The 24,296-nt window shown below is 30.4% G+C and carries 23 protein-coding genes; 11 read left to right on the forward strand and 12 right to left on the reverse strand.

Going from position 1 to position 24,296, the window contains the following annotated elements; genetic code table 11:
• Nucleotides 1-654 precede the first annotated feature (654 nt).
• The 9 genes from ACFQ1U_RS09930 to ACFQ1U_RS09970 all read right to left on the reverse strand — a co-directional run bounded on the left by ACFQ1U_RS09930 (nt 655) and on the right by ACFQ1U_RS09970 (nt 11,921).
• Complete coding sequence (locus ACFQ1U_RS09930) at nt 655-1,389, reverse strand: DUF4294 domain-containing protein (protein WP_386107871.1); 735 nt, start codon at nt 1,387-1,389, stop codon at nt 655-657.
• Nucleotides 1,390-1,455: 66 nt separating this feature from the next.
• Nucleotides 1,456-2,706: an aminotransferase class I/II-fold pyridoxal phosphate-dependent enzyme gene (locus tag ACFQ1U_RS09935; RefSeq protein WP_386107951.1), complete on the reverse strand. Its 1,251-nt coding sequence runs from the start codon at nt 2,704-2,706 to the stop codon at nt 1,456-1,458.
• A 77-nt stretch (nt 2,707-2,783) separates the two neighbouring features.
• On the reverse strand, nt 2,784-6,236 hold the full coding sequence (locus tag ACFQ1U_RS09940; protein ID WP_386107873.1) for a pyruvate carboxylase: 3,453 nt from the start codon (nt 6,234-6,236) through the stop codon (nt 2,784-2,786).
• A 248-nt stretch (nt 6,237-6,484) separates the two neighbouring features.
• On the reverse strand, nt 6,485-8,398 hold the full coding sequence (acs, locus tag ACFQ1U_RS09945; RefSeq protein WP_386107875.1) for an acetate--CoA ligase: 1,914 nt from the start codon (nt 8,396-8,398) through the stop codon (nt 6,485-6,487).
• 59 nt (nt 8,399-8,457) lie between these two features.
• Nucleotides 8,458-8,940 carry a hypothetical protein gene (locus ACFQ1U_RS09950; RefSeq protein ID WP_386107877.1) on the reverse strand — a complete coding sequence of 161 codons (483 nt, stop codon included), beginning with the start codon at nt 8,938-8,940 and terminating at the stop codon, nt 8,458-8,460.
• Nucleotide 8,941: 1 nt separating this feature from the next.
• Complete coding sequence (locus ACFQ1U_RS09955; RefSeq protein ID WP_386107879.1) at nt 8,942-9,319, reverse strand: glyoxalase; 378 nt, start codon at nt 9,317-9,319, stop codon at nt 8,942-8,944.
• 103 nt (nt 9,320-9,422) lie between these two features.
• Entirely contained in the window at nt 9,423-10,370 is a 948-nt protein-coding gene (locus ACFQ1U_RS09960) for a phosphoribosylaminoimidazolesuccinocarboxamide synthase (protein ID WP_386107880.1), read from the reverse strand.
• Nucleotides 10,371-10,404: 34 nt separating this feature from the next.
• Complete coding sequence (locus ACFQ1U_RS09965; RefSeq protein WP_386107882.1) at nt 10,405-10,971, reverse strand: hypothetical protein; 567 nt, start codon at nt 10,969-10,971, stop codon at nt 10,405-10,407.
• A gap of 2 nt (nt 10,972-10,973) precedes the next feature.
• Nucleotides 10,974-11,921, reverse strand: a complete 948-nt coding sequence (locus ACFQ1U_RS09970; RefSeq protein ID WP_386107884.1) for a PhoH family protein — start codon at nt 11,919-11,921, stop codon at nt 10,974-10,976.
• Between the two features lie 143 nt (nt 11,922-12,064).
• Here ACFQ1U_RS09970 and ACFQ1U_RS09975 point away from each other — a divergent pair, with 143 nt between their 5' ends.
• The 8 genes from ACFQ1U_RS09975 to ACFQ1U_RS10010 all read left to right on the forward strand — a co-directional run bounded on the left by ACFQ1U_RS09975 (nt 12,065) and on the right by ACFQ1U_RS10010 (nt 18,348).
• Nucleotides 12,065-12,922: an SAM hydrolase/SAM-dependent halogenase family protein gene (locus tag ACFQ1U_RS09975; RefSeq protein WP_386107886.1), complete on the forward strand. Its 858-nt coding sequence runs from the start codon at nt 12,065-12,067 to the stop codon at nt 12,920-12,922.
• A 5-nt stretch (nt 12,923-12,927) separates the two neighbouring features.
• On the forward strand, nt 12,928-13,224 hold the full coding sequence (locus ACFQ1U_RS09980) for a putative quinol monooxygenase (protein WP_386107888.1): 297 nt from the start codon (nt 12,928-12,930) through the stop codon (nt 13,222-13,224).
• A 38-nt stretch (nt 13,225-13,262) separates the two neighbouring features.
• Complete coding sequence (locus tag ACFQ1U_RS09985) at nt 13,263-14,543, forward strand: IPT/TIG domain-containing protein (protein WP_386107890.1); 1,281 nt, start codon at nt 13,263-13,265, stop codon at nt 14,541-14,543.
• Between the two features lie 16 nt (nt 14,544-14,559).
• Nucleotides 14,560-15,279 carry a gliding motility-associated ABC transporter permease subunit GldF gene (gldF, locus tag ACFQ1U_RS09990; protein ID WP_386107892.1) on the forward strand — a complete coding sequence of 240 codons (720 nt, stop codon included), beginning with the start codon at nt 14,560-14,562 and terminating at the stop codon, nt 15,277-15,279.
• Nucleotides 15,272-16,915 carry a gliding motility-associated ABC transporter substrate-binding protein GldG gene (gene gldG, locus ACFQ1U_RS09995; RefSeq protein WP_386107894.1) on the forward strand — a complete coding sequence of 548 codons (1,644 nt, stop codon included), beginning with the start codon at nt 15,272-15,274 and terminating at the stop codon, nt 16,913-16,915. Before gldF ends, gldG begins: the two co-directional genes overlap by 8 nt.
• Before the next feature lie 74 nt (nt 16,916-16,989).
• Nucleotides 16,990-17,412: a DoxX family protein gene (locus ACFQ1U_RS10000; protein ID WP_386107896.1), complete on the forward strand. Its 423-nt coding sequence runs from the start codon at nt 16,990-16,992 to the stop codon at nt 17,410-17,412.
• Entirely contained in the window at nt 17,413-17,898 is a 486-nt protein-coding gene (locus tag ACFQ1U_RS10005; RefSeq protein WP_386107898.1) for a glutathione peroxidase, read from the forward strand.
• Nucleotides 17,899-18,348 carry a MarR family winged helix-turn-helix transcriptional regulator gene (locus tag ACFQ1U_RS10010; protein WP_386107900.1) on the forward strand — a complete coding sequence of 150 codons (450 nt, stop codon included), beginning with the start codon at nt 17,899-17,901 and terminating at the stop codon, nt 18,346-18,348. It begins immediately after the preceding gene.
• Nucleotide 18,349: 1 nt separating this feature from the next.
• Here the strand turns inward: ACFQ1U_RS10010 and ACFQ1U_RS10015 are convergent, their stop codons facing one another.
• Entirely contained in the window at nt 18,350-19,117 is a 768-nt protein-coding gene (locus tag ACFQ1U_RS10015; protein ID WP_386107902.1) for an NAD(P)H-binding protein, read from the reverse strand.
• Between the two features lie 4 nt (nt 19,118-19,121).
• A complete protein-coding gene (locus ACFQ1U_RS10020; protein ID WP_386107904.1) occupies nt 19,122-19,784 on the reverse strand; it encodes an MIP/aquaporin family protein in 663 nt (220 codons plus the stop codon).
• Between the two features lie 100 nt (nt 19,785-19,884).
• Between ACFQ1U_RS10020 and ACFQ1U_RS10025 the strand changes: the two genes are divergently transcribed.
• Nucleotides 19,885-20,730, forward strand: coding sequence for a DUF2911 domain-containing protein (locus ACFQ1U_RS10025; RefSeq protein WP_386107906.1), 846 nt, complete (start codon nt 19,885-19,887; stop codon nt 20,728-20,730).
• Between the two features lie 66 nt (nt 20,731-20,796).
• On the forward strand, nt 20,797-21,378 hold the full coding sequence (locus tag ACFQ1U_RS10030; protein ID WP_386107908.1) for an LOG family protein: 582 nt from the start codon (nt 20,797-20,799) through the stop codon (nt 21,376-21,378).
• A 132-nt stretch (nt 21,379-21,510) separates the two neighbouring features.
• Here ACFQ1U_RS10030 and ACFQ1U_RS10035 read toward each other — a convergent pair whose 3' ends face one another.
• Complete coding sequence (locus tag ACFQ1U_RS10035; protein WP_386107910.1) at nt 21,511-23,589, reverse strand: hypothetical protein; 2,079 nt, start codon at nt 23,587-23,589, stop codon at nt 21,511-21,513.
• 145 nt (nt 23,590-23,734) lie between these two features.
• Between ACFQ1U_RS10035 and ACFQ1U_RS10040 the strand changes: the two genes are divergently transcribed.
• Nucleotides 23,735-24,250, forward strand: coding sequence for an RNA polymerase sigma factor (locus tag ACFQ1U_RS10040; RefSeq protein ID WP_386107912.1), 516 nt, complete (start codon nt 23,735-23,737; stop codon nt 24,248-24,250).
• Nucleotides 24,251-24,296: the final 46 nt, after the last annotated feature.

Genomic DNA, 24,296 nt, shown 5'->3' on the forward strand with positions numbered 1-24,296 from the left:
TCCTCTTGTAAAAATTCTAGAATCGAACTAGATGCTCTCTCAAACACTCCAAGATTTTTATTTCGTAACCGCTCCGTTTAAGCGGATGCAAAGATAGAAACTTAATTTAATCTGACAAATATTATTTTAATATTTATCCCTTTTTTTTCTTAAGCTCTCAAACCTAACTCCACACTATTTTAATGAACAACCGTCCCAAAAACGGACTGCAAATATACTAGCTTTATTTTATTCTAAACAAGAAAAAAATAAAGTATTTTTTAACCTTACCCTAAAGCTATTTTTACAATCTGTTAATGAACTTTCAAACGTTTTTGCTATTGCGTTTCCCCGTTTGCGGGTGCAAATATACAACCTCTTTTTAATATAACAACACCTTTTCTTAATCTTTTTCTGAAACAATCAACAACCACCTACTAAACAGTACTTTACATAATAAAGTTTTTTTACAACTTAATAAATACAAGGTGATTTTACATAGATTATTACTCTACAAGAACTAAATTATACCGATACTAATAGCTTTTTAATTAACACAACTTTTAAAGTATATAGGTACTTAATGTAAAAATTAATATCTGTAAGTAGTTTATTCTATCCTATTATATACATCTATCCTTCCTAAGACCTAGCTAACCTATTTAGTAAACTATATTAACCACCCTTCTTCTTATCAACTACTCGCCTCTTCCTAAGCTTTGAAAACATAGTCTTATAATAACTTACATCTACAAAACCTCTTTTAGACACTATTAAACCATAACTATCAATTTCTAATTTTGAAGGTTGTGACTCTAAAGCTTGATCTATGAATGCGCGCTGGAGAATGTCTTCTATTAAATAATCTTCATTAACAGAAGCTGGAGAATATTCTGATTTTAATGAAAGTTTAAAAACATTAGCCGTTGTATTATACCAAAAAGCTTTCCAACCGCTTCGTAATTCTTTTATATTTTCAAAAACTGTTTTGCCAGTTTGACGATGTATCAACTTGATTAAAATACGTCCTTCTGTTCTTGTCATTTTTTTAATTTGTTCTGACAATTCATCTTCTACATACTTTTGAACTCTACGAACGTACTTCTTTTTTTTTCTCTTACTTTTAATCTTACTTAATCTTGAATTAAGACTATCTAACCTATTTGATGCTAATACAGCATATGGATATGCTTTGAATACTTTTTTTCTAAACCAATAATAGTAATTCATATCGGTTCTTGATTGAAATTTATGTTTAGGCAAAACTGTTACTTCATCTAGCTCTATCATTATAGAATCAGCACCTTTTACTAAAAAATATTCATCTGTAAAATTTGGGATACTATCTTTAATCTGAGAGATAGCAATTGTAGGTATCAGTATTAATATATAAAGTACTTTCTTAATCATTGAGGGAAATTAATAATAATGATTAAAATAAAAAAACTCGTGATAAAAATCACGAGCTTTATATTTTTAGGCTTCCATAATGGCCTCTGCCATTTTTTTGTAAGTGCCGTTTTCTAATTTTTCTCTAATGGCTGTAAATGCTTCAATTGTTTCTGTAACATCATCCATTGTATGTCTAGCAGTTGGAATTAATCTTAATATAATTAACCCTTTGGGTATAACAGGATAAACAACTATAGAACAAAAAACACCATGATTCTCTCTAAGATCTTGTACCATTGCCATAGCTTCTGGTATTTCTCCTTTTAAATATACTGGCGTAATACATGTTTGAGTTGTACCTAAATCAAAACCTGCTTCTCTTAAACCAGATTGTAAGGCATTGGTTATTTCCCAAAGCTTATCTTTTAATTCAGGCATGGTACGTATCATGTCTAAACGTTTTAATGCACCTTTTACCATTGGCATTGGTAATGACTTTGCAAACATTTGAGAACGCATGTTGTATTGTAAATACTGAACAACATCTTTATCTCCTGCAAAAAATGCTCCAATCCCTGCCATTGACTTAGCAAAAGTAGCAAAATACACATCAATACCATCTTGAACACCCTGTTCAAAACCTGTTCCTCTTCCACCTTCACCTAAGGTTCCGAAACCATGTGCATCATCTACTAATAAACGGAAGTTGTATTTTTCTTTTAAGGCTACAATTTCTTTTAAACGACCTTGCTCACCACGCATACCAAATACACCTTCAGAAACTAGTAAGATACCTCCTCCTGTTTTTTCTGCCATTTTGGTAGCACGTTGTAGGTTTTTTTCACAACTTTCAATATCGTTATGGCGATATACAAAACGCTTACCAGCATGTAAACGAACACCATCAATGATACATGCATGTGTGTCTACATCATAAACAATAATATCATCTTTAGAAACTAAAGCATCTATAGCAGATACCATACCTTGATAACCAAAGTTTACTAAATAGGCTGCTTCTTTATGCACAAATTCTGCACATTCACGCTCTAATTGCTCATGATATTTTGTATGACCAGACATCATACGAGCTCCCATAGGATACGCCATACCATCTTGTGCTGCAGATTCTCCATCTACCTTTAACACCTCAGGATGATTTGCTAACCCTAAATAATCATTAATACTCCACGTAACTACAGGTTTACCGTTAAACATCATTCTGTTGGAAATAGGTCCTTCTAATTTAGGAAAAACATAATAGCCTTCTGCTTTGTCTGCCCATTTACCTAAAGGTCCTTTATCTCCTTTTATTCTATCAAATAAATCTTTCACCATAATTACGTTACTTGTTTTTTAAGGATGCGAAAATAAGTTTTTTTCAGTGTTTTTCAAAAAACTTATCTTTTATTCTATTTCAATTGAATAACTAAATCGTTTGTATCTACCAATGTTCCTCCTTGCAGCTGAACTTTATCAATAACTCCAGCAGCAACAGCTGTTACAGTAGTTTCCATTTTCATGGCTTCTATAATAAACAAAGGCTGATTTTCTTTTACCTCATCGCCTGCTTTTACCAATACAGATGATAATAAACCTTGTAATGGTGCTCCGATTTGTTTTTCTGATGCAATATCAGCTTTTAAATTTTCAACTTTATCAACTTTAATAGAATTGTCCTTAATTAGAACGTTTCTCATTTGTCCATTAATTTTGAAGAAAACATTTACATTACCATTTTCATCTGGTGCTGTTTTCTGAATTAACGAAACCAATACTCTCTTTCCTGGCTCTATATCCACCATAATCTCCTCACCTACTTCCATTCCAAAGAAAAAGTTTTTGGTTGGAATATTCATTACGTTACCAAATTTTAAATGTTTGTTATACGCTTCTACAAACACTTTAGGATATAATTTATACGATAAAAAATCAGTTATTTCCAAGTCTCTGCCCATTCCTTTTGAAAATTCTTTTTTAAACTCGTTAAATTCTTTTTCAAAATCTATAGGTGCTAAATGTGCATTTGGTCTATCTGTATATGGTTGCTCGTTTTTAAGAATTATTTTTTGAAGTTTTTCAGGAAAACCTCCAACTGGCTGCCCTAAATCTCCTTTAAAGAAACTAATTACAGATTGTGGAAATGATATTGTTTCTCCTCGTTCCATAACATCGGTAACCGTTAAGTTATTACTAATCATGTACTGAGCCATATCTCCGACTACCTTGGAACTTGGAGTTACTTTAATAATGTCACCAAACATTTTATTCACCTCTCCATACATTTTTGTAACATCGGTAAATTTATCTTCTAACCCAAGCGCAATGGCCTGCCCTTTTAAATTTGAATATTGACCTCCTGGAATTTCATGTTCATAAACTTCACCTGTTCCCGATTTTAATCCAGATTCAAACGGATAATAATAACCTCTAACTGCTTCCCAGTAATTAGAATATTCTGCTAATTTTTGGGTATCGAGTTTATTTTCACGTTCATTAAAACGTAACATCTCTACCATAGAGTTAAAATTAGGCTGAGATGTTAAACCTGATAATCCGCCCAAAGCAACATCTACAACATCTACTCCTGCCTCAATAGCTTTTAAATATGATGCCGATTGAATTGATGATGTATCATGTGTATGCAAGTGAATAGGAATATTAATTTCTGATTTTAATGCAGATATTAATTCAAAAGCCGCTTGAGGTTTTAGTAAACCTGCCATATCTTTCACTCCTAAAATATGTGCACCAGCATTTTCTATGTCTTTTGCTAATTGTATGTAGTATTTTAAATTGTATTTAGTTTTACTTGGATTTAAAATATCTCCTGTATAACAAATAGAGGCTTCTGCTAAACCTTTCGTTTTATTTCTAACATGTTTAATACACGGCTCAATTGATTTCATCCAGTTTAAAGAATCAAAAATTCTAAAAACATCCACACCTGTTTCCCATGATTTCTCTACAAACTTTTCAATTAAATTATCTGGATAAGCAGTATATCCTACTCCATTAGAACCTCTAATTAACATTTGTAATAATACATTTGGCATTGCTTTACGAAGTAAAGCTAATCGTTCCCATGGATTTTCTTGTAAAAAACGTAAACAAACATCAAAGGTAGCTCCTCCCCACACTTCCATACTAAAAATATCAGGAAAGTTTTTAGCATAGCCTTCAGCAACCTTTAACATATCAGTTGTACGCATTCTTGTCGCTAATAAACTTTGGTGCGCATCACGCATAGTTGTGTCTGTAAAATGAATTTTCTTTTCATTTTTTAACCACTCAGCAAATTTTTCTGGCCCTAACTCTGTTAAAATATCTTTTGTTCCTTTTGGATATGGATCTTTTTTAGAAAACACAGGCACTTTAGGTTGAGTAAATTGATGACTAGGATTCACCTTTTTTACATCTGGATTACCATTAACCACTACTTCACCCAAAAAGTTAATTAATTTATTTGCTCTGTTTTTTGGTTCACTAAACTCAAATAAACTTGGTTCATTTTTTATAAAGTTTACCGTTACAGCTCCGTTTCTAAATGTTTGATGATTTAATATATTTCTTAAAAAGGCTATATTAGTTTTAACTCCTCGAACTCTAAACTCTACCAAAGCTCGTAACATTTTTCTACAGGCACCATCTAAAGTTCTACTTCTAGCTGATGCTTTTACTAACATAGAATCAAAAAACGGAGATATTTTTACACCCTGATATATACTACCAGCATCTAAACGTATTCCAAAACCAGATGCGCTTCTATAAGTAGTTACTGTTCCGTAATCTGGTTTAAAATCATTAGCCGGATCTTCTGTAGTAATTCTACATTGTAATGCATACCCGTTAACCTCAATAGCATCTTGACTTGGTATTTTTATTTGCGTATCTGATAACTTATAACCTCCGGCAATGAATAATTGAGTTTTAACCAAATCAATATTAGTAACCATTTCTGTTACCGTATGTTCTACCTGAATTCTTGGATTTACTTCAATAAAGTAAATACTATTATCTTCATCAACTAAAAACTCTACAGTACCTATGTTATTGTAATTAACAGCTCCACAAATATCTAATGCATATTTATATAAATTGTCTTTTATTTCTTGTGGTAAACCATAAGATGGAGCTATTTCTATTACTTTTTGATATCTTCTTTGTACCGAACAATCTCTTTCAAATAAATGAACCATGTTGCCGTGAGTATCAGCAACTATTTGAATTTCTATATGCTTTGGGTTTTCTACAAACTTTTCTAAAAATACGGTATCGTCTCCAAATGCATTCAATGCTTCTCTTTGAGCTTCTGGGTAGGCTTTTTTCAAAGCGTTTGCATCTCGTATCACACGCATTCCTCTACCTCCTCCTCCAGAAGCTGCTTTTAACATAACAGGATAACCTATTTTATCAGCCTCACTTAAGGCTATTTGAATAGATGTTAAATCTTTATCGCTACTTCTTATAATAGGTACGTTATTAGCTACTGCTACTTCTTTTGCTGTAATTTTATCTCCTAAAGCTTTTAATACTGATACTTTGGGACCTACGAAAATAATACCGTTATCCTCACACTTTTGAGCAAATTCAGCATTTTCAGATAAAAACCCATATCCAGGGTGAATTGCATCTACATCATTTTCTAGAGCAACCTTTATAATAGCGTCAATATCTAAATAAGGTTTTAACGGTTCGTTATCTTCACCAATTTGATAACATTCATCAGCTTTATATCTGTGAAGAGAATACCTGTCTTCATATGTATATATTCCAACTGTTTTTATCCCTATTTCAACACATGCTCGAAAAACTCTAATAGCTATTTCTCCTCGGTTTGCTACTAATACTTTTTTAATATTCATTGTATAGTTGTTGTGGTTTTGTTTGTGCTTCAAATTTAATATAAATTCATTTTTTATTAAATAAAACACGCTTATTAGTAAAAAAACTACTAAAAATTAACAAATTCCTAAAAATACTAAGTTAAGAAAACGATTTCGTATTATATTTTTAAAAAAATTATCAAATTATCAATAAATAAAAAAGAAAAAGTTCGCTGTTTAGCGAACTTTCGCAGAAATTAACTGCTTTAAAATAATGATTTGTGCAATTATTTAAATTGTACACTCTTAATTATCTCTTCAACAACTTCTGGATTTAATAGTGTACTAATATCGCCAAGATTAGAAACATCGTTAGACGCTATTTTTCTTAAAATTCTTCTCATAATTTTGCCTGATCTTGTTTTAGGTAGTCCATTTGTAAATTGAATAGTATCTAACTTAGCAATAGGCCCAATTTGTTCTGTAATTAATTGATTGATCTCTTTTCGTAAATTATCTTGATTTCTACCTTCTCCTGTTTCTTTTAAGGTTACAAATCCAAAAAGAGCATTTCCTTTTACATCATGCGGAACACCAACAATTGCGCTCTCTGCAACTGCAGGATGCTCATTAATAGCATCTTCAATAGGTGCCGTTCCTAAATTATGACCAGATACAATTATAACATCATCTACCCTTCCTGTAATTCTATAATAGCCTACCTCATCACGTAAAGCACCATCGCCAGTAAAGTACATATTTTTATATGCTGAAAAATACGTATCTCTATACCTTTCATGATTTCCCCAAATGGTTCTTGCCATACTTGGCCAAGGAAACTTAATACACAAACGACCATCTACTTGATTACCTTTAATTTCTTTTCCGTTTTCACAAATTAAAGCGGGTTGTATTCCAATAAAAGGAAGGGTTGCATAGGTTGGTTTTGTAGGAGTTGCAAAAGCGATTGGAGTAATCATTATACCTCCTGTTTCTGTTTGCCACCAAGTATCCACTATCGGTGCTTTTCTTTTTCCAACATTATCATCATACCAATGCCATGCTTCTTCATTGATGGGTTCTCCAACAGTTCCTAACACTTTTAATGATGATAAATCATGTTTCTCTAAATGAGTAACACCTTCTTTAGCTAATGCTCTAATAGCAGTTGGTGCTGTATAAAACTGATTTACTTTATGTTTTTCTACTATTTCCCAAAACCTATCAAACTCAGGGTAACTAGGCACGCCTTCAAACATTACGGTAGTAGCACCATTACATAATGGTCCATATACTATATAACTATGACCTGTAATCCAACCAATGTCTGCTGTACACCAATACACATCTTGTTCTCTGTATTGAAAAACATTCTTAAATGTATAAGCGGTATAAACCATATAACCTGCTGTAGTATGAACCATTCCTTTAGGCTTACCTGTTGATCCTGATGTATATAAAATAAATAATGGATCTTCAGCATTCATTATCTCAGGCTTAAAATTACCTGAAGCCTTTTCTAATAGCGGTGCTAACCATTTATCCCTTCCAGATTCCATATGGATATCAGAATTAATTCTATTAACCACCAAAACAGTATCAACACATTCACATTCTTTTAGAGCCTCATCTACAATTCCTTTTAAATCTATAGTTTTAGCACCTCTGAAGGAACCATCACTTGTAATAACCATTTTACAGCTGGCATCATTAATTCGTGTTGCTAATGCAGAAGAAGAAAAGCCTGCAAAGACTACGGAATGAATAGCTCCTATTCTTGCACAAGCTAAAACAGCAATAGCTAATTCGGGAATCATAGGTAAATAAACACAAACTCTATCTCCTTTAGAAACACCTTGCTGCTTAAGTACATTTGCAAATTTACATACTCGCTCATGTAGCTGTTTGTAAGTTATATGTAAAGCCTCTTCTTTTGGATTGTTTGGTTCGAAAATAATTGCTGTTTTGTCGCCTCTAGTATACAAATGCCTATCAATACAATTTTCCGTTATATTTAATTGGGCTCCTTCAAACCATTTAACCTCAGGTTTAGAAAAGTCCCAACTTAATACAGTATCCCACTTTTTTCTCCATAAAAAATGTTCTTCAGCAATTTCCTCCCAAAAAACTTCAGGGTTTCTTACAGATTTTCTATAAACCTGATAATATTCTTCTAAATGTTTTATATGATAGTTACTCATAGTAATGAATGTAATTGATTATTAAATGTAACTATTTTTTATCAGTAAAAAAACCAGTATTAAAAAGTACTTTCTATTTCTTCAATTATGCTAGTATAATCAAACTGCAAATCTTCGTGTAATTTTTCAATAGCTTTTTTAACCAATCTCATTTGAGTATCGTAAATATTTTGAAGCCTAGAACTTTTAGAGATAGATGGTTTGAATTGTTTAAGTTTCAAGCAGAAATATAATAAAAGCTCAACCTCGGTTGTTTTCTTTTTTGAATAACGGATGTACTTTTTAATAGATGTTAAAATTTTACGTACACTTTTTCTTATATAGAAAAAACTTTTAGTATTTATTTCTAAAAATAAAACATCCATTTCTTCTTTAATTTCTTTAATGTATTGATCTTCATTAGCGGCTTCAAAAAGTAGATATGTAAGCAACTCTTTATTTTCTTTTTTGAAACGAGCTAACGATAAACACAACTCCAATAATTCATTAGAGGTTTTGTGAGATAATTCTTCTTTTAAAACTTTAATGGAAGCTGCTTTCATGTTAGTTTTGACTCTTTAGCTCTTCTAAACTATCTACCAATCGTTGTTTTATCATGGTAAAAATTCGTTTGTTATATTCTGAAGCTTCTTTTTCATAAATAACATATTCATCTGATGTAAATTGACCTATTACAACTCCTAACAGTTGATTTTTTACAGCTGTATTTTTTGAAAATGATGTTTCTAATAAACCTGTAAACTTATCTGGCGTGATAGTGAATAGATTAATTTTATGTTTATTTGACCAATTTTTAAACATCAATAAAATTATTGAGTGTTGTAACTTTAGAATTGGACGTAAAGTTTTATTTTGAAAACTTTCGGTTTTTGAAGTAGCATCTAAATTTAAAACTGGACGAATATCTTTTTTTGAAAGCATTTATAAAAGTAAATTTAAAAGTCTGACTATTATTTGAGTAATATTAATTTGTGGAACACAAATTTACTCCAAAAAAAAGAGAAGCGTTAAGCTTCTCTTGATATTAACTATTTAAGTAGTTAGTTATGTTATTTTCTATTCTTTGTAAAATATTTTCTGTATTAGCCTTAACAAATTTCTCTCCTGTAATTTGTTCATACAATTCGATATATCTATTAGAAATTTCAATTATTTTATCGTCAGTCATTACAGGTATTTTCTGCCCTTCTTTACCCTGAAAACCATTTTCTATTAACCATTGACGGACAAATTCTTTAGACAGCTGTTTTTGTTTTTCACCTTTCTCTTGACGTTCAGCATATCCATCAGCATAAAAGTAACGTGAAGAATCTGGTGTGTGAATTTCATCAATTAAAACAATTTTACCGTCTTTTGTCTTTCCAAACTCATACTTAGTATCTACTAAAATTAATCCTCTTTTCGCAGCAATTTCAGTTCCTCTAGCAAATAATTTATATGTATAATCTTCAAGTATAGCATAGTCTTCTTCAGAAACTATACCTTTTGCTAAAATATCTTCACGAGAAATATCTTCATCGTGTTCTCCGTTATCTGCTTTTGTTGATGGAGTAATTATTGGTGTAGGAAACTTATCATTTTCTTTCATCCCATCTGGCATTGAAACTCCGCAAAGAGTTCTTTTGCCTACTTTATATTCTCTTGCAGCATGACCTGATAAATATCCACGTATAACCATTTCTACTTTAAAAGGCTGACATAAATGACCAACTGCTACGTTTTCATCGGGATTTGCAACTAACCAATTCGGAACAATATCTGCTGTATCATTCATCATTTTAGTTGCTATTTGATTTAAAATTTGTCCTTTATAAGGAATTTGACGAGGCATAATTACATCAAAGGCAGATAACCTGTCAGAAGCAATCATTACCAATACCTCATCATTAATATTGTACACCTCTCTAACTTTTCCTTTATAGACGTCTTTTTGACCTGGAAAATTAAAATTTGTTTCGTTTATTGTGTTCATTTAGCGTTGTGTTGTTGCCGCAAATGTACTCTTTTTAATCGTGTTTTGGAATACTTTTTATTTGCTTAATGTTATCTGAAATAGGGGTTACTGTAACAACTTTTTCACCTTCTTGTACATAAAATATATAACTACTATTCTGACCTATTTTTTTTACTTTAATCTTTTCATTATTCTTAAAGCAAATTATAATATCATTTTTAAAGCTATTACTTTCTAATTTTTCACTATAACTTATTGCCATACCTATACGCATACTTGGAAAAAGTATTAGTGTAGCAAATATCATTGCTGGATACAACACTTTTTTACTTTTTACTTCTTCCATTGGTTTGGGTTTATTTAGCTTTTTAAAAATCCAAGGTAAAAGTTTAGCTATATACAAGTAAAAACAAAAGATAATTACTGTAACAATTAAAAAAATTCTTAAATCTGAAGTAATTAATGTAAATGGTGATAGTAAAGCATCTAATATTGAAGTATGTTGAATGTATTGAATACCTAAAACTCCATAAAAAATACTTTCGCTTATAATACCAACTATTACCAGAATAACGTAAGCAAGAGATAAAAACTCTTGAAAATTTAAGTTTTTAAACATTGTTATTCTGTTTCTATACTTTTGTAAGCTGTAATAATTCGTTTTACTAATCTGTGTCGAATAACATCTTTATCATCTAAATAAATTTGAGCTATACCTTCAATATCTTTCAACGCTAACAATGCTTCTTTTAAACCAGAAACTTGTTTACGAGGTAAATCTATTTGCCCAGGATCACCCGTAATTATAAACTTTGCATTTTTACCCATACGCGTTAAAAACATTTTCATTTGAGCATGTGTTGTATTTTGGGCTTCATCTAAAATAACAAAAGCATTATCTAACGTTCTACCTCTCATAAATGCTAACGGCGCAATTTGAATGGTACCGTTTTCTAAAAAAGCTTGTAATTTTTCTGATGGAATCATATCTCTTAATGCATCGTACAGTGGTTGCATGTAAGGGTCTAATTTTTCTTTTAAATCTCCAGGTAAAAAACCTAAGTTCTCTCCAGACTCCACAGCTGGTCTTGTTAAAATTATTCTTCTAACAGCTTTCTCTTTTAGCGCTTTTACTGCTAAAGCAACTGCGGTATAGGTTTTACCAGTACCTGCTGGTCCTACGGCAAATAACAAATCGTTTTCAAACATTAATGAAACCATTTTGCGTTGGTTTTCCGTTTGCGCTTTTATTATTTTACCACTTACACCATGCACCAAAGCACCATCTGCTTTACCAGATTTTTCTTCTTCTTTACCAGTTGATGTTAAAATACGCTCAATACTGTTTTCATCTAACTTATTGTATTTATTAAAATATCTAATAAGTCGTTCTAAACGGATTTCAAATTCATCTAAAATTTCAGATTCTCCGTAAATTTTAAGCTTATTTCCTCTTGCAACAATTTTAATTTTTGGAAAGTATGTTTTTAATAGACTAATAGTGCTGTTTTGAGCACCAAAAAAATCATTAGGATTGATTTCTGTTAATTCAATAATTCTTTCGTTCAAACGTATTACTTTTAAATTAGATTAAGGTTTTTATGTAAATGCAAATATTACATTTTAAATTTAATGATAAATTTTATAGAATTGTTTAGTTTTGTGTGAATTTTTAGCGCAGTTGTTCACAAATTAATTAACAGCAATTTTTAATGCCAATTATAACCTTAACTACCGATTTCGGATTAAAAGATCATTTTGCAGGAGCAGTAAAAGGAGCTATTTACACCGAACTTCCTGATGCTAAAATTGTTGATATAACTCATCTTATTTCACCATTTAATATTACAGAAACTGCCTATATTATTAAAAACTCATACAAGAGTTTTCCTAAAGGTACTATTCATATTATTGGTGTAGATTCTGAACTTAGTAACACCAACAAACATATTGCTTTATTGTTAGATGAACATTATTTTATCTGTCCTGATAATGGATTAATATCAATGATTGCCTCTGCAATTAATCCAACTAAAATTGTTGAAATTAATATACATGATAGGATAGAAAGCAGTTTTCCTGTATTAGATGTGTTTGTAAAAGTTGCTTGCTTTATCGCTAGAGGTGGTACCTTAGATGTAATTGGTAGAGAAATTTCTGATTATAAAAAAATGATTGAAATTCAGCCTAAAGTAAACCAGGCTCAAACAATTATTTCTGGTGGTGTTATTTATATTGATAACTACGGGAATGTTATAAGTAATATTAGCAAAAAAGTATTTAATGATATTGGTAAAGGAAGAGATTTTATAGTCACTGCTCGTGGTTATACTTTTACTAAAATATTTAACAAATACAATGAAATAACAGGTGATTCTGACACAAACTATGGTTTTGATGGTAGTAGATTAGCTCTTTTCAACTCTGCTGAACTTTTAGAAATTGCCATATACAGAAGTAATTTAAACACTGTAGGTGGTGCGAGTTCTTTGTTGGGACTAGATTATAGAGATACCATTACTGTAGAATTTATTAACAAACCATTACCAGAATTCACCCCCCTAAATTAAATAGTATGTTTGTACGTATAGTTAAGTTAAGTTTTGATCCAACTAAAATAGACAACTTTTTAAGCAATTTTGAAAATCAAAAAAATAGTATACGAAACTTTAAAGGCTGTCGTTTATTAGAGTTGTACAGAGACAAAGCCAATACTAACGTTTTTTTCACTTATAGTTATTGGGATTCAGAACAAGATTTAGAAAATTATAGAAACTCCGATTTATTTAAAGGAATTTGGGCCAACACTAAAATTTATTTTAATGACAAACCTCTAGCTTGGAGTGTTGATAAAGTTGTAAGTTTACTATAAGATTATATCAATTAATAAAAATAATAATTTTACATTCTATGAAAAAAATCACATTTTTAAAATACTTATTCGCTTTTAATATTTTAATAATATCATGTAGTAAAAGTGATGTAATACAAGAAGAAACTATTTCTGATAATGACCCCAGACCTGAAATAGATTCGCTTTCTAGCGAATTTCTTAAAGTTGGTGAGACTTTAATTATTACAGGTAAAAACCTTAAAAGTCAAGATAACCAAACTTCTGTGTACATTAATGGTAATAGTTTTGATGTTACCTCTACTACAGATACTGAAGTCACCGTAAGAATTACCGAACAAATGGGTGTTGAAGAAAAAACAATCGCTGTAAAAGTTGGTAATCTTAACAGTCAGTCTAAAGAGTTATTTATTTTACCTAATGGTTGGTATAAAATTGATACAGAATTAAATATAAAAAAAGCTTTTATTTTTAATGGTTCTGATGATATTATACTTCTAGCTAATACTGCCACAGGAAATGCTTATTATGGGTCTGTTATGAAAATAAAAACTAGTTCTGAAGGGTATAAAACTCCAGAAACTTTAAATATTCCAGGAGGTAATAAAGATGACTTAATCATGTATAATACTAGTATTGGTGCTACAGCTACAGCTGGTACTGGTTATTTTACAAAAGATGGATTTCAAACTTCTAAAGCTTTTGGAAACTTTACAGATCATGACAATACATACGCTATAAATTCAAAAATTATGTACTTAGATGAAAATTCATGTATTGTAGTTAACTGTTGTGGTGATCATTTATATACTAATGATCAAGGAGAAACTTCTGGTTTTGCTAGTTTATGGAGGTCATTAGGTATGGAAAATAAATTTAGATACTTTGCTTCTAACAAACTTAGTGATGGTTATATTTATGCTGCAGGTATTAACTTAACAAGTAATCCTTACAGTAATTTAATTGTAAAATCTCTTGATGGAGTTTCTAATTGGGAAATAGTAGAAAATACAACTACCCCATACAGCATTGGAAATGTAAACATGTTAGACACTGACTTTTTTATTCAACTACATGTTGGTAATAAACAAGTCCAAAAAAGTAATGATTTTGCAGTAACCTGGACAGTTATTAAAGATAATGTTACACATTTATCTATAAAAGACAGAAATACTTGGTACATCGTCATTGATGATAAATTATATGTTACAAATGATTCTGGAAATACTTGGGAATTAGAATTCGAATTACCTATCGATACAAATATAAATCACATGTCTTTCTCTGAAAATAAAATTCTATTATCTGGAGATAAAATTTTATTAATTAAACACTTTTAATCAACAGATTAAACAAATGGTATCAGTATTTAAAAAAGAATGTAATGCATTTTTTGCATCTCCTATAGCTTACTTAGTTATTGGAGTTTTTTTGTTGATAAACGGATTATTTTTATGGGTATTAAAAGATAACTTTAATATTTTAAATGCTGGGTTTGCCGATTTAAATTCGTTTTTTTACGTATCACCTTGGTTATTTTTATTCTTAATTCCTGCAATTACCATGAAAAGTTTTGCAGATGAATACAATACTGGTACTATTGAACTTTTAAAAACTACACCAATTACAAATTGGCAAATAGTTATAGGTAAGTTTTTAGCCGCTTTATTTTTAGTAGTTATTGCCATTCTACCAACCCTAACATACGTTTATACTATTTATAAACTTGCCAACCCTGTTGGCAGTATAGATATAGGAGTAATAGTAGGATCATATATTGGTTTGATATTTTTAGCTGCTGCATACACAAGTATTGGTTTATTTGCTTCTACATTATCTAAAAATCAAATTGTTGCATTTATTGTAAGTGTATTTTGTACCTTTTTTATGTTTTATGGTTTTGATGCAATTGCTGCACTCCTTGGCAGCAATACTTATTGGATAAAACTTATGGGGATTAATGAACACTTTAAAAGTATTAGTAGAGGTGTACTTGATACCAGAGATATTATTTACTTTTTAAGTGTAAGCGCTTCTTTTTTATTCATCACTAAAAATAAAATTGATCATGAATAAAAAGAAATTACAACAAGTTATTGGAATTATAATTGCAGTATTTATTATTAATGGTGTAGCCTCAAAGGTTTTTAAAAGATTTGACCTTACTAATGATCAACGATATACATTATCTGATATTGCTATTGATAACATTTCTGATATTAATCAACCTTTATTAATAAAAGTATACTTACAAGGAGATTTCCCTGCTGAATTTCAACGATTACAAATAGAAACGCGTCAGTTTTTAGAAGAATTACAAAGCAACAATAACAACATCCGTTTTCAGTTTATTAATCCAGATAATATTCGAGAACGTTTGATAAAAAAAGGAATGATTCCAAGTCAGCTGACTGTAGAGGAAGACGGAAAGTTATCTGAAGCTATTATTTTTCCATGGGCAGAAATTGAATATAAAAACAATACTCAAATAGTTTCATTACTACCAAATACGTTAAGCTACACACAAGAAGAGCAACTTCAAAATGCAATTGCTAGCTTAGAATTTGGTTTTACAAACGCCATTGTAAATGTAAAAACTAGTAATCGAAAAAAAATAGCTGTTTTAAGTGGTAATGGAGAGTTAGACGATATTGAAATGTATAGCTTATTGAGTGAAGTGAGTAAAAAATATAAATTAGGAAAGTTTACTTTAGACTCTGTAGCTTCTTCACCACAAAAAACGATTAATGATTTAACCAAATTTGATTTAGCTATTATTGCAAAGCCAACTCAAAAATTTACTGATGAAGAAAAATTAGTATTAGATCAATTTATAACGAAGGGTGGTAAAACATTATGGATGATAGATAATGTTCAGGCAGATACCGATAGTTTATACAATCAAGGTAAAATGCTTGCTTATCCAAGAGATTTAGGCTTAACAGATTTATTATTTAGCTATGGAATTCGGGTAAACAATAAACTTGTACAAGACTTATACGCTTCAAAAATCCCTTTAGCCACTGGTAATATTGGAAATCAACCACAATTTCAAAGTTTAGATTGGTATTATCATCCATTAGTTGGAGCAAATCCAAATCATACAATTACTAAAAACATTTTACCAGTTAGACTTCGTTTTACTACTCAAATAGATACACTAAAATCTGACGTGACAAAAACACCTCTTTTGGTAAGTTCTGTTTTAACCAAAATGGTAGGAACTCCTAAAATCATAAGTCTTTCTTCAATTGCTGATGATCCTCAACAACAAGATTTCTCTAGTGGTAATTTACTTCTTGGGGTTTTAATTGAAGGTAATTTTAATTCAGCTTATGCAAACAGAACTAAACCTTTTGAATACAAGGATTTTACCGCAAAATCTGAATCAAATAAAATGGTAGTGATTGCTGATGGTGATATAGGTAAAAACCAAATATTTAAAGGTCAACCTTATGATTTAGCAACAGACAAATGGACTAATGAACGTTTTGGTAATAAAGATTTCTTGTTAAATACTATAGATTACTTATTAGATGACAACGGTTTAATTTATTTAAGAAATAAAAACGTTGAAATTCATATGTTAGATAAGAAAAAAGCCTTTGCAGAAAAAAATACTTGGCAGCTTATCAATATTATATTTCCTTTAGTAATGTTAACTTTGTTTGGTTTTCTATTTAATTATTACAGAAAGAAAAAATATCAATAATTTTTTTAATTTATAAACTATAAAAGAGTATTGTTTTGTATTTTTGTATCGTGTACGATTAAATCTATAACGACATGAAAACAACCATAATTCAAAAAATATTTAAAATTATATTAGGAGCCTTTATGACCTTTGCTGGTGTTGGTCATTTAACATTTCAAAGAAATGAATTTCAGGCCCAAGTACCAAGATGGCTTCCCAACACAGAGTCTTTTATGGATTTTATAGTAATTTCATCTGGAATGGTTGAAATTACACTTGGTCTAGCTATGATTGCAATATGGAAAAATCAAGTAAAAGTAGGATTGGCTTTAGCTATATTCTTTATTTTAATATTTCCTGGAAACATATCTCAATACACAAACGGAATTAGTGCATTTAGGTTAGATACTGACCAAAAAAGATTAATCAGATTATTTTTTCAACCTATATTAATACTTTGGGCATTATGGTCTACAGGTGCATTAACTTACTTAATTAACAAATACAAAAAATAAATGAACACGAATATTTATAATTTCAAGGTTAATAAATTAAACGGCACTCCAGCCGATTTAAATGAATACAAAGGCAAAACTATAATAGTAGTAAACACGGCCAGTAAATGTGGATTAACACCACAATATGAAGGTTTAGAAAAGTTATATCAAAAATATAAAGATCAAGGATTGGTAATTTTAGGATTTCCTTGTAATCAGTTTGGAAAACAAGAAAAAGGAAATTCAGATGAAATTCAAGAATTTTGTCAAGTAAACTATGGTGTTAGTTTTCCTATGTTTGAAAAAATTGAAGTTAACGGAAAGAATGCGCATCCAATTTATAAGTATTTGAAGTCAAAATTATCTGGGGGTTGCTTTTTTGGAAGTAGTATAAAATGGAATTTCACCAAGTTTGTAATTGATAAAAATGGGAAACCTGTAAAAAGGTTTGCGCCAACAACAAAGCCTGAAAAAATGGAAAAAATTATTAAAAAAATCATTTAAATGATTAAAAATTCTGTTCCTGAATTATACCTAGAAAATCAGCTATGTTTTCCTTTATATGCTGCATCAAGACTAACTACCAAAGTTTATGCACCTTATTTAGAAGAATTAGGTGTTACATATCCTCAATATTTAGTATTGTTGACTTTATGGCAATTTGATAAATTAACTGTAAAACAAATTGGTGAAAAGCTATACTTAGAGTCTAATACGCTCACTCCTCTTTTAAAAAGATTAGCTTTAAAGAATTTAATTGTCAGAAAACGATCTGAAAAAGATGAACGTACTGTTATTATTTCTTTAAGCGATGAGGGTAAACAATTAAAAAATAAAGCTGCAGAAATACCTCAAAAAATTGTAGCTTCTTTTGATGATGATTCTTTAACTGAAGAAGAGATTACAAGCTTTCAGAAAACTTTATTTAAACTTTTAGTAGTACTTAATAAATAAATTAAATAGCATTAAAGTCAAGTAAATCCTGATGAATAAATTGATACTTTAACGTATTTATTAATTTATCAGGATTAATTATTTTATACACTAAGTTTTCTTCATTTTTAAAAACAGGTAAAGGCTTTGACAATGATAGGTTTGCCTTGGTGTAAAATTCACTTCTAGTTGGGTGATGGTTAACACAAGCATTAAAAATTTCACCAAAAACATTATCTTTTATAATTTGAGTAATTATAGCAATACAGTCATCTCTATGAATCATGTTAACAAATCCTTTGGGTTGAGGAATAGCTTTATTTTCAAACCAATTTCCTGGGTGACGCTCCCCTCCTATTAATCCTGCAAAGCGAAGAATTGTAGTTTTAAAATTAGTATTATTTATAAAAAGACGCTCGATATTTGCTAACGGACCGTCATTAGTCTGCTGATTTTCTGAAACCTCACTGTTATTAGCATCATATACCGATGTGGAGCTTATAAATATAATTTTATTTATATCTGATTTTTCAATTTGATGTATTAATCGTTTAAAAGCCTCAGTGTTTTTTGAAGTAATCATTATGATTAACACATCAGTTTTAAAAAAATCTGATTCAACAATAGCGTCATCAATATTAATTAAAAAAGGAACAATATTGTTGCTTTTTAAAATATCTAATTTACTTTTTGAAGTAGTTGAGCCATATACTTTAACTCCTTTTGCTATTAAATGTTTAGCGAGTGGTAATCCAAGCCAACCACAACCTAAAATACTACAAGTTTTCATTCAATTAACAATTAGTTGTACAACAATTATCATCTTTAATAAACTTACAAGTACTAACAGCAAGAATAGCACCTAAAAAAGGAGCTGTTAAGTACAACCAAATATCCTTATAGTGCCCAGAAATAATTGCAGGTGCTAATGATCTAATAGGATTCATTGAGGCTTTGGTCATGGGACCAGCAAACATAGCTTCTAATAACACCACACCACCAATAGCGATTCCTGCCATTATACCAACTTCTTTACTTCCTGTTGATACGTTTATAATTGTTAACATAAGAAAAAACGTGAGTAAAAATTCAAGAATAAAAGCTCTCCAAGCTTCAAACGAAGGTAAAGTTGCTCCGTAAAACTCACTGGCTGGAAATAAAATAAAAAGAATACCACTAGCAGCAATAGCTCCTAAAAATTGTGCAGTTATAAACTTAGGAACTTCGCTCCAACTAAACTTTTTTGCATAGGCAAACGCTACAGTAACAGCAGGGTTAAAATGGGCTCCAGAAATTTCTCCAAAAGCATAAATCATAGCCATTACAATTAATCCCCAAGTAATCGCAACTCCAACATGAGAAATTGAACCTCCGGTAATTTCATTAATTGTCATAGCACCTGTTCCACAAAATATCATGGCAAAAGTTCCTAAAAATTCTGATACATATTTTTTCATGACATCAAATATAGTAAGCCCGATTTTAAGTTTTTGTTAACATTTGTCGTTTTTTTTAGCCGTATTTTTATGCGCAATCAATTATAAACTATTTATTTTTATGAAAAAACTAATATTAAGCTTGTTAGCTGTAGCTGTAATGGGTACTGCTTCGGCACAAGTTTCTACACCTCAGCCGAGTCCACTTTCTAAATTAGAACAAAAAGTTGGATTAACAGATGTTACTGTAGAATATTCGAGACCAGGAATGAGAGGTCGTACTATATTTGGTGATTTAGTTCCTTACGGAAAATTATGGAGAACTGGAGCTAACGCGAATACCGTTGTTACTTTTAGTAATGATGTTAAAATAAACGGAGTGGCTCTTAAAAAAGGTAAATATGCAGTATTTACTAAGCCAAGTGCTAACCAATGGGAAGTAATTTTTTATACTGACACAAACAATTGGGGTACTCCTAGAAACTGGGATGATGCTAAAGTTGCTTTAAAAACTACAGCTAAAGTTGAAAAAATGCCAATGAAAATTGAAACATTTACAATTACTTTAGACGATTTAACTAACAACTCTGCAGTATTAGGTATGTTATGGGAAAACTCTTATGCTGGTGTTAAATTTGAAGTACCTACAGATAAAGAAGTTTCTGCAAGTATAGAAAAAGTAATGGCTGGCCCTGGACCTGCTGATTACTTTGCTTCTGCTTCTTATTATTTAGAAGAGGGTAAAGATATCAACCAGGCTGTTAAGTGGATTGACAAAGCTGTTGATATGACAAAAGATAAGCCACGTTTTTGGTACTTACGTAAACAATCATTAATTCACGCTAAGGCTGGAAACAAAAAAGGTGCCATTAAAGCTGCTAAAGAATCTTTAAAATACGCTGAAAAAGCAGGTAATGCAGATTATATTAAAATGAACAAAGACTCTTTAAAAGAGTGGGGAGCTTAATCCCAAAATATCATTACCAAAAAAACTCGAGATTATTCTCGAGTTTTTTGTTTAAAAAATACAACTATGAAAAGAATAACTGTTTTTTGTGGTTCTAGTTTAGGAACCGATATTATTTATGAAAACCAAGCCATAATGCTTGGCAAAGTATTAACCAAGCATAACATAGGTTTAGTTTATGGTGGTGCTGATGTTGGTTTAATGGGCGCTATTGCCAATAGTGTACTTAAAAACAATGGTGAAGTTATAGGTGTACTTCCTCATTTTTTACAACAAAAAGAAATTGCTCACAACAATCTTTCACACTTGTATTTAGTAGATACAATGCATGAAAGAAAAAACAAAATGAATGATCTTTCTGATGGTGTAATAGCTATGCCAGGTGGTTTTGGAACTTTAGAAGAGTTTTTTGAAATGCTTACATGGGCTCAATTAGGGTTACATCAAAAACCTATAGGTATTTTAAATATAAGTGGTTTTTATAACGAACTATTAAACTTTATAGATACTATGGTTAATAAGGGCTTTTTAAAAAACGTAAATAGAGATATGATATTAGTAAGCGATCAACCTGATGTATTAATTGAAAAAATGAAAGCTTACAAGGCTCCTAATGTAAGTAAATGGATAACTAAAGAAACTAATTAAGTTATTATGAATTTAATCTGAATACAATATTGACAATAAAAAATCCGATGAGCTTTCACTCATCGGATCAAAAAACCATGCTCTTTTTCTAAGCAATTCCAAAAAATCAAAAATCTAAAATTTAAACTACTATTATTGTTTTTCAAACACTACTACAAATTCTGTATTAGCGGCATCATTCACATGGTGTAATTCTAATCTTGTTTCTGTAACTGCTGTGATATACCAATCATCATCTAAATCCCAATATGGATTTTCTCCTAAATAATTGATAACACAACGAAGGTTTTCACTACTATCTCTTACCACATTCCAACTTAATGTTGATACTTCATTGTTTAAGGTTGCTACTAAGTTTGTATTCCCTTCAAAATTGAAATTTATACCGTTAAACTGAGCAGTTATTTCTTGAGATTGTTGCGTAGTATATGTAATACTCCACGTTCCATTTGTTAAATAACTTTTAATCGCATCTACATCTTGATCTGAAGCTGAACTACAAGTCCTGTAAATTTTTAACTCTTTATTATCGGCAACTAATTCTATATAATCATTAGTTAGTTGAGAAACTCTATAATATCCACTTAACTCACTATTGTTATACAACTCTAAACCAAAAGTTAACTGACCATTGTTTAAGTTTTCTGCTTCAAAATTACCATAGTAAATTACTGTACCATTTTGAGCAGTAGCAAAACCTGTTTCAAAGAAATCAAACTTGTATGGATTGTTTGCTGTCATATCTACACCGTCCATAATAAATTGCTCTACAGCCCAAGAACACTCATTAATAATATTCATAAAATCAGTTTGAGAGTAACACTCTTGCTTTTCTATGATAAAATACGCTCCTGATTCATTTATAAATTTAATTCTATCTTCAGCACATTCATACACCTTCCATACTCCATTTACTGCTTGAATACTTGGTAATGCTACATTTCCGAATTCAATTTCTAAATTTCCTGTTGCAGATAAAGACGAAGACCAGTATGCTTCACCCTGTTGTGCCCCATTCGTTAACAATAATGTACCACCTGTGTAAAAATCTAAATCAAAATTTACAAGATCATTACTTCCGTTAAAATCTACTATATTCCAAACACAAGCATCTAAATATTCGGTTATTTCAGACTCAGAACATGCTGGGGTATTTTGGTTACAATCTTTCTCTACAATCATTTCAATATTATCTTGTAAAAAGAAAAACTTACCATCATAAGAACAATTGTTAATAGTCCATACTCCATTAAAATCTTCATGTACACCTCCAGATAATTGAGAAATTTCAACAACAACACCTTCTGTAGTTAATGATGTACTCCAAACACCTTGGTGTTCTACCCCATTATTGGTTACAACTAACTCTTGGTTTGCTCCAAAATAAACATCTAAATCTGCTAACTGGTTATCACCATTATATGAGGTAGCTACCCAATGGCAAGTCATTAATAAATCATCTACATAAGCTTCTGTACAATCAAAGTCATTATCATCATCATTGTAATCATTATCATCATCTTCATCACAAGCATCCTCAGCACTGCTGATGGCCTCATCTAACTCTTGATTATTAGTAACTTCTATAACTTCACCTGTTGCTGTTACCATATTTACAGGGAAATTTAAACTTGCTATAACTGCTCCATCTAAATTATCTATAAAATAATACAGCTCTGCATCTGTACTAATTGTTTTAGTTTCTACAATTTGAAAATCTGAATTATAAATTGAAAAAGCTATTGGATATTGAAAATCTATACACTCTATATCATCATCAGGTGCATTTTCTTCTAAACAATCTTCTGCTAAGTCTAATAATTCATCTTGACTATTAATTGTAACTTCTGAATGATTACTTAATATAACTGTTATAGGAAATGAAATAACGACTTCGTCGTTATCATTGGTAAAAGCATCTAAAATTTCCTCTATAGCATCAAAATCGGTAACATTTTCTACCACTACTGTTTCTCCGTTTGCTACCACAGTTACTGGTAACTGAACTTCTAGACAGCTAGCATAATCTATAATATTATCGTGAGATCCGTCATTAATTGCGGTTCTTCTTAAATACGTTGCTGTTGATGAATTGGCTTCAATAACAGCTTGTTCATCGGGTCCGGTAATTCTGACTACTTCTTCTTGACAAGAAACAATTAAAAAAAGTGTCATCACTTTTAATAAAAGAAACTGTTTTAAATTTTTCATACTATTCATATTTTAATAATTAACTAGTTTTTACAAAGCTTGTTTGTGCTTTTCATATATAAAACAGTTTAGATTCAAAAATTCCTACCTTGAAATTAAAAAAAAATTACGTAACCTTTGTAAAAATGAATTTAAGCCCCTGTTTATGAGTAAAAATCTGTATTCAAATATTTGCCAACAAAGTTTATTTGAAGCTTTTTTTAGAAAGCATTCTAAAAACTTACACAACTACTTATATTATAAGTATGGTGAAAAATTGAATCCTCAAGATAAAATGCAAGAAGCTTTTATTAAATTATGGGAAAACTGTAAAAAAGTGACTCCAGAAAAAGCCAAAAGCTTTGTATATACTACTGCCAATAATTTAATGTTAAATGAAGTAGCGCATCAAAAGGTGGTATTACAACATCAAAAAATAAAACCTAAAGAACATACAAATGAATCTCCTGAATTTATTTTAGAAGAAAAAGAATACTTGCAAAAACTTGAAAAAGCTATTGCAAATTTAACAGAAGCAGAACGTGTTGCCTTTTTAATGAATAGAACAGAAGGTAAAAGATTTAAAGAAATTGCCGAAATATTAGACATTAGTACGAAAGCTGTTGAAAAAAGAATTTACGGTGCTTTAAAAAAATTAAGAGCACAAATAGAAGAATTATAAAAAAATAAAAAATTTAGGTAGGAATTTCTTCTACTTACCTGTTATA

The organism is Tenacibaculum geojense (genome assembly GCF_042676005.1).
In the GTDB taxonomy this organism is placed as follows: domain Bacteria; phylum Bacteroidota; class Bacteroidia; order Flavobacteriales; family Flavobacteriaceae; genus Polaribacter; species Polaribacter geojense.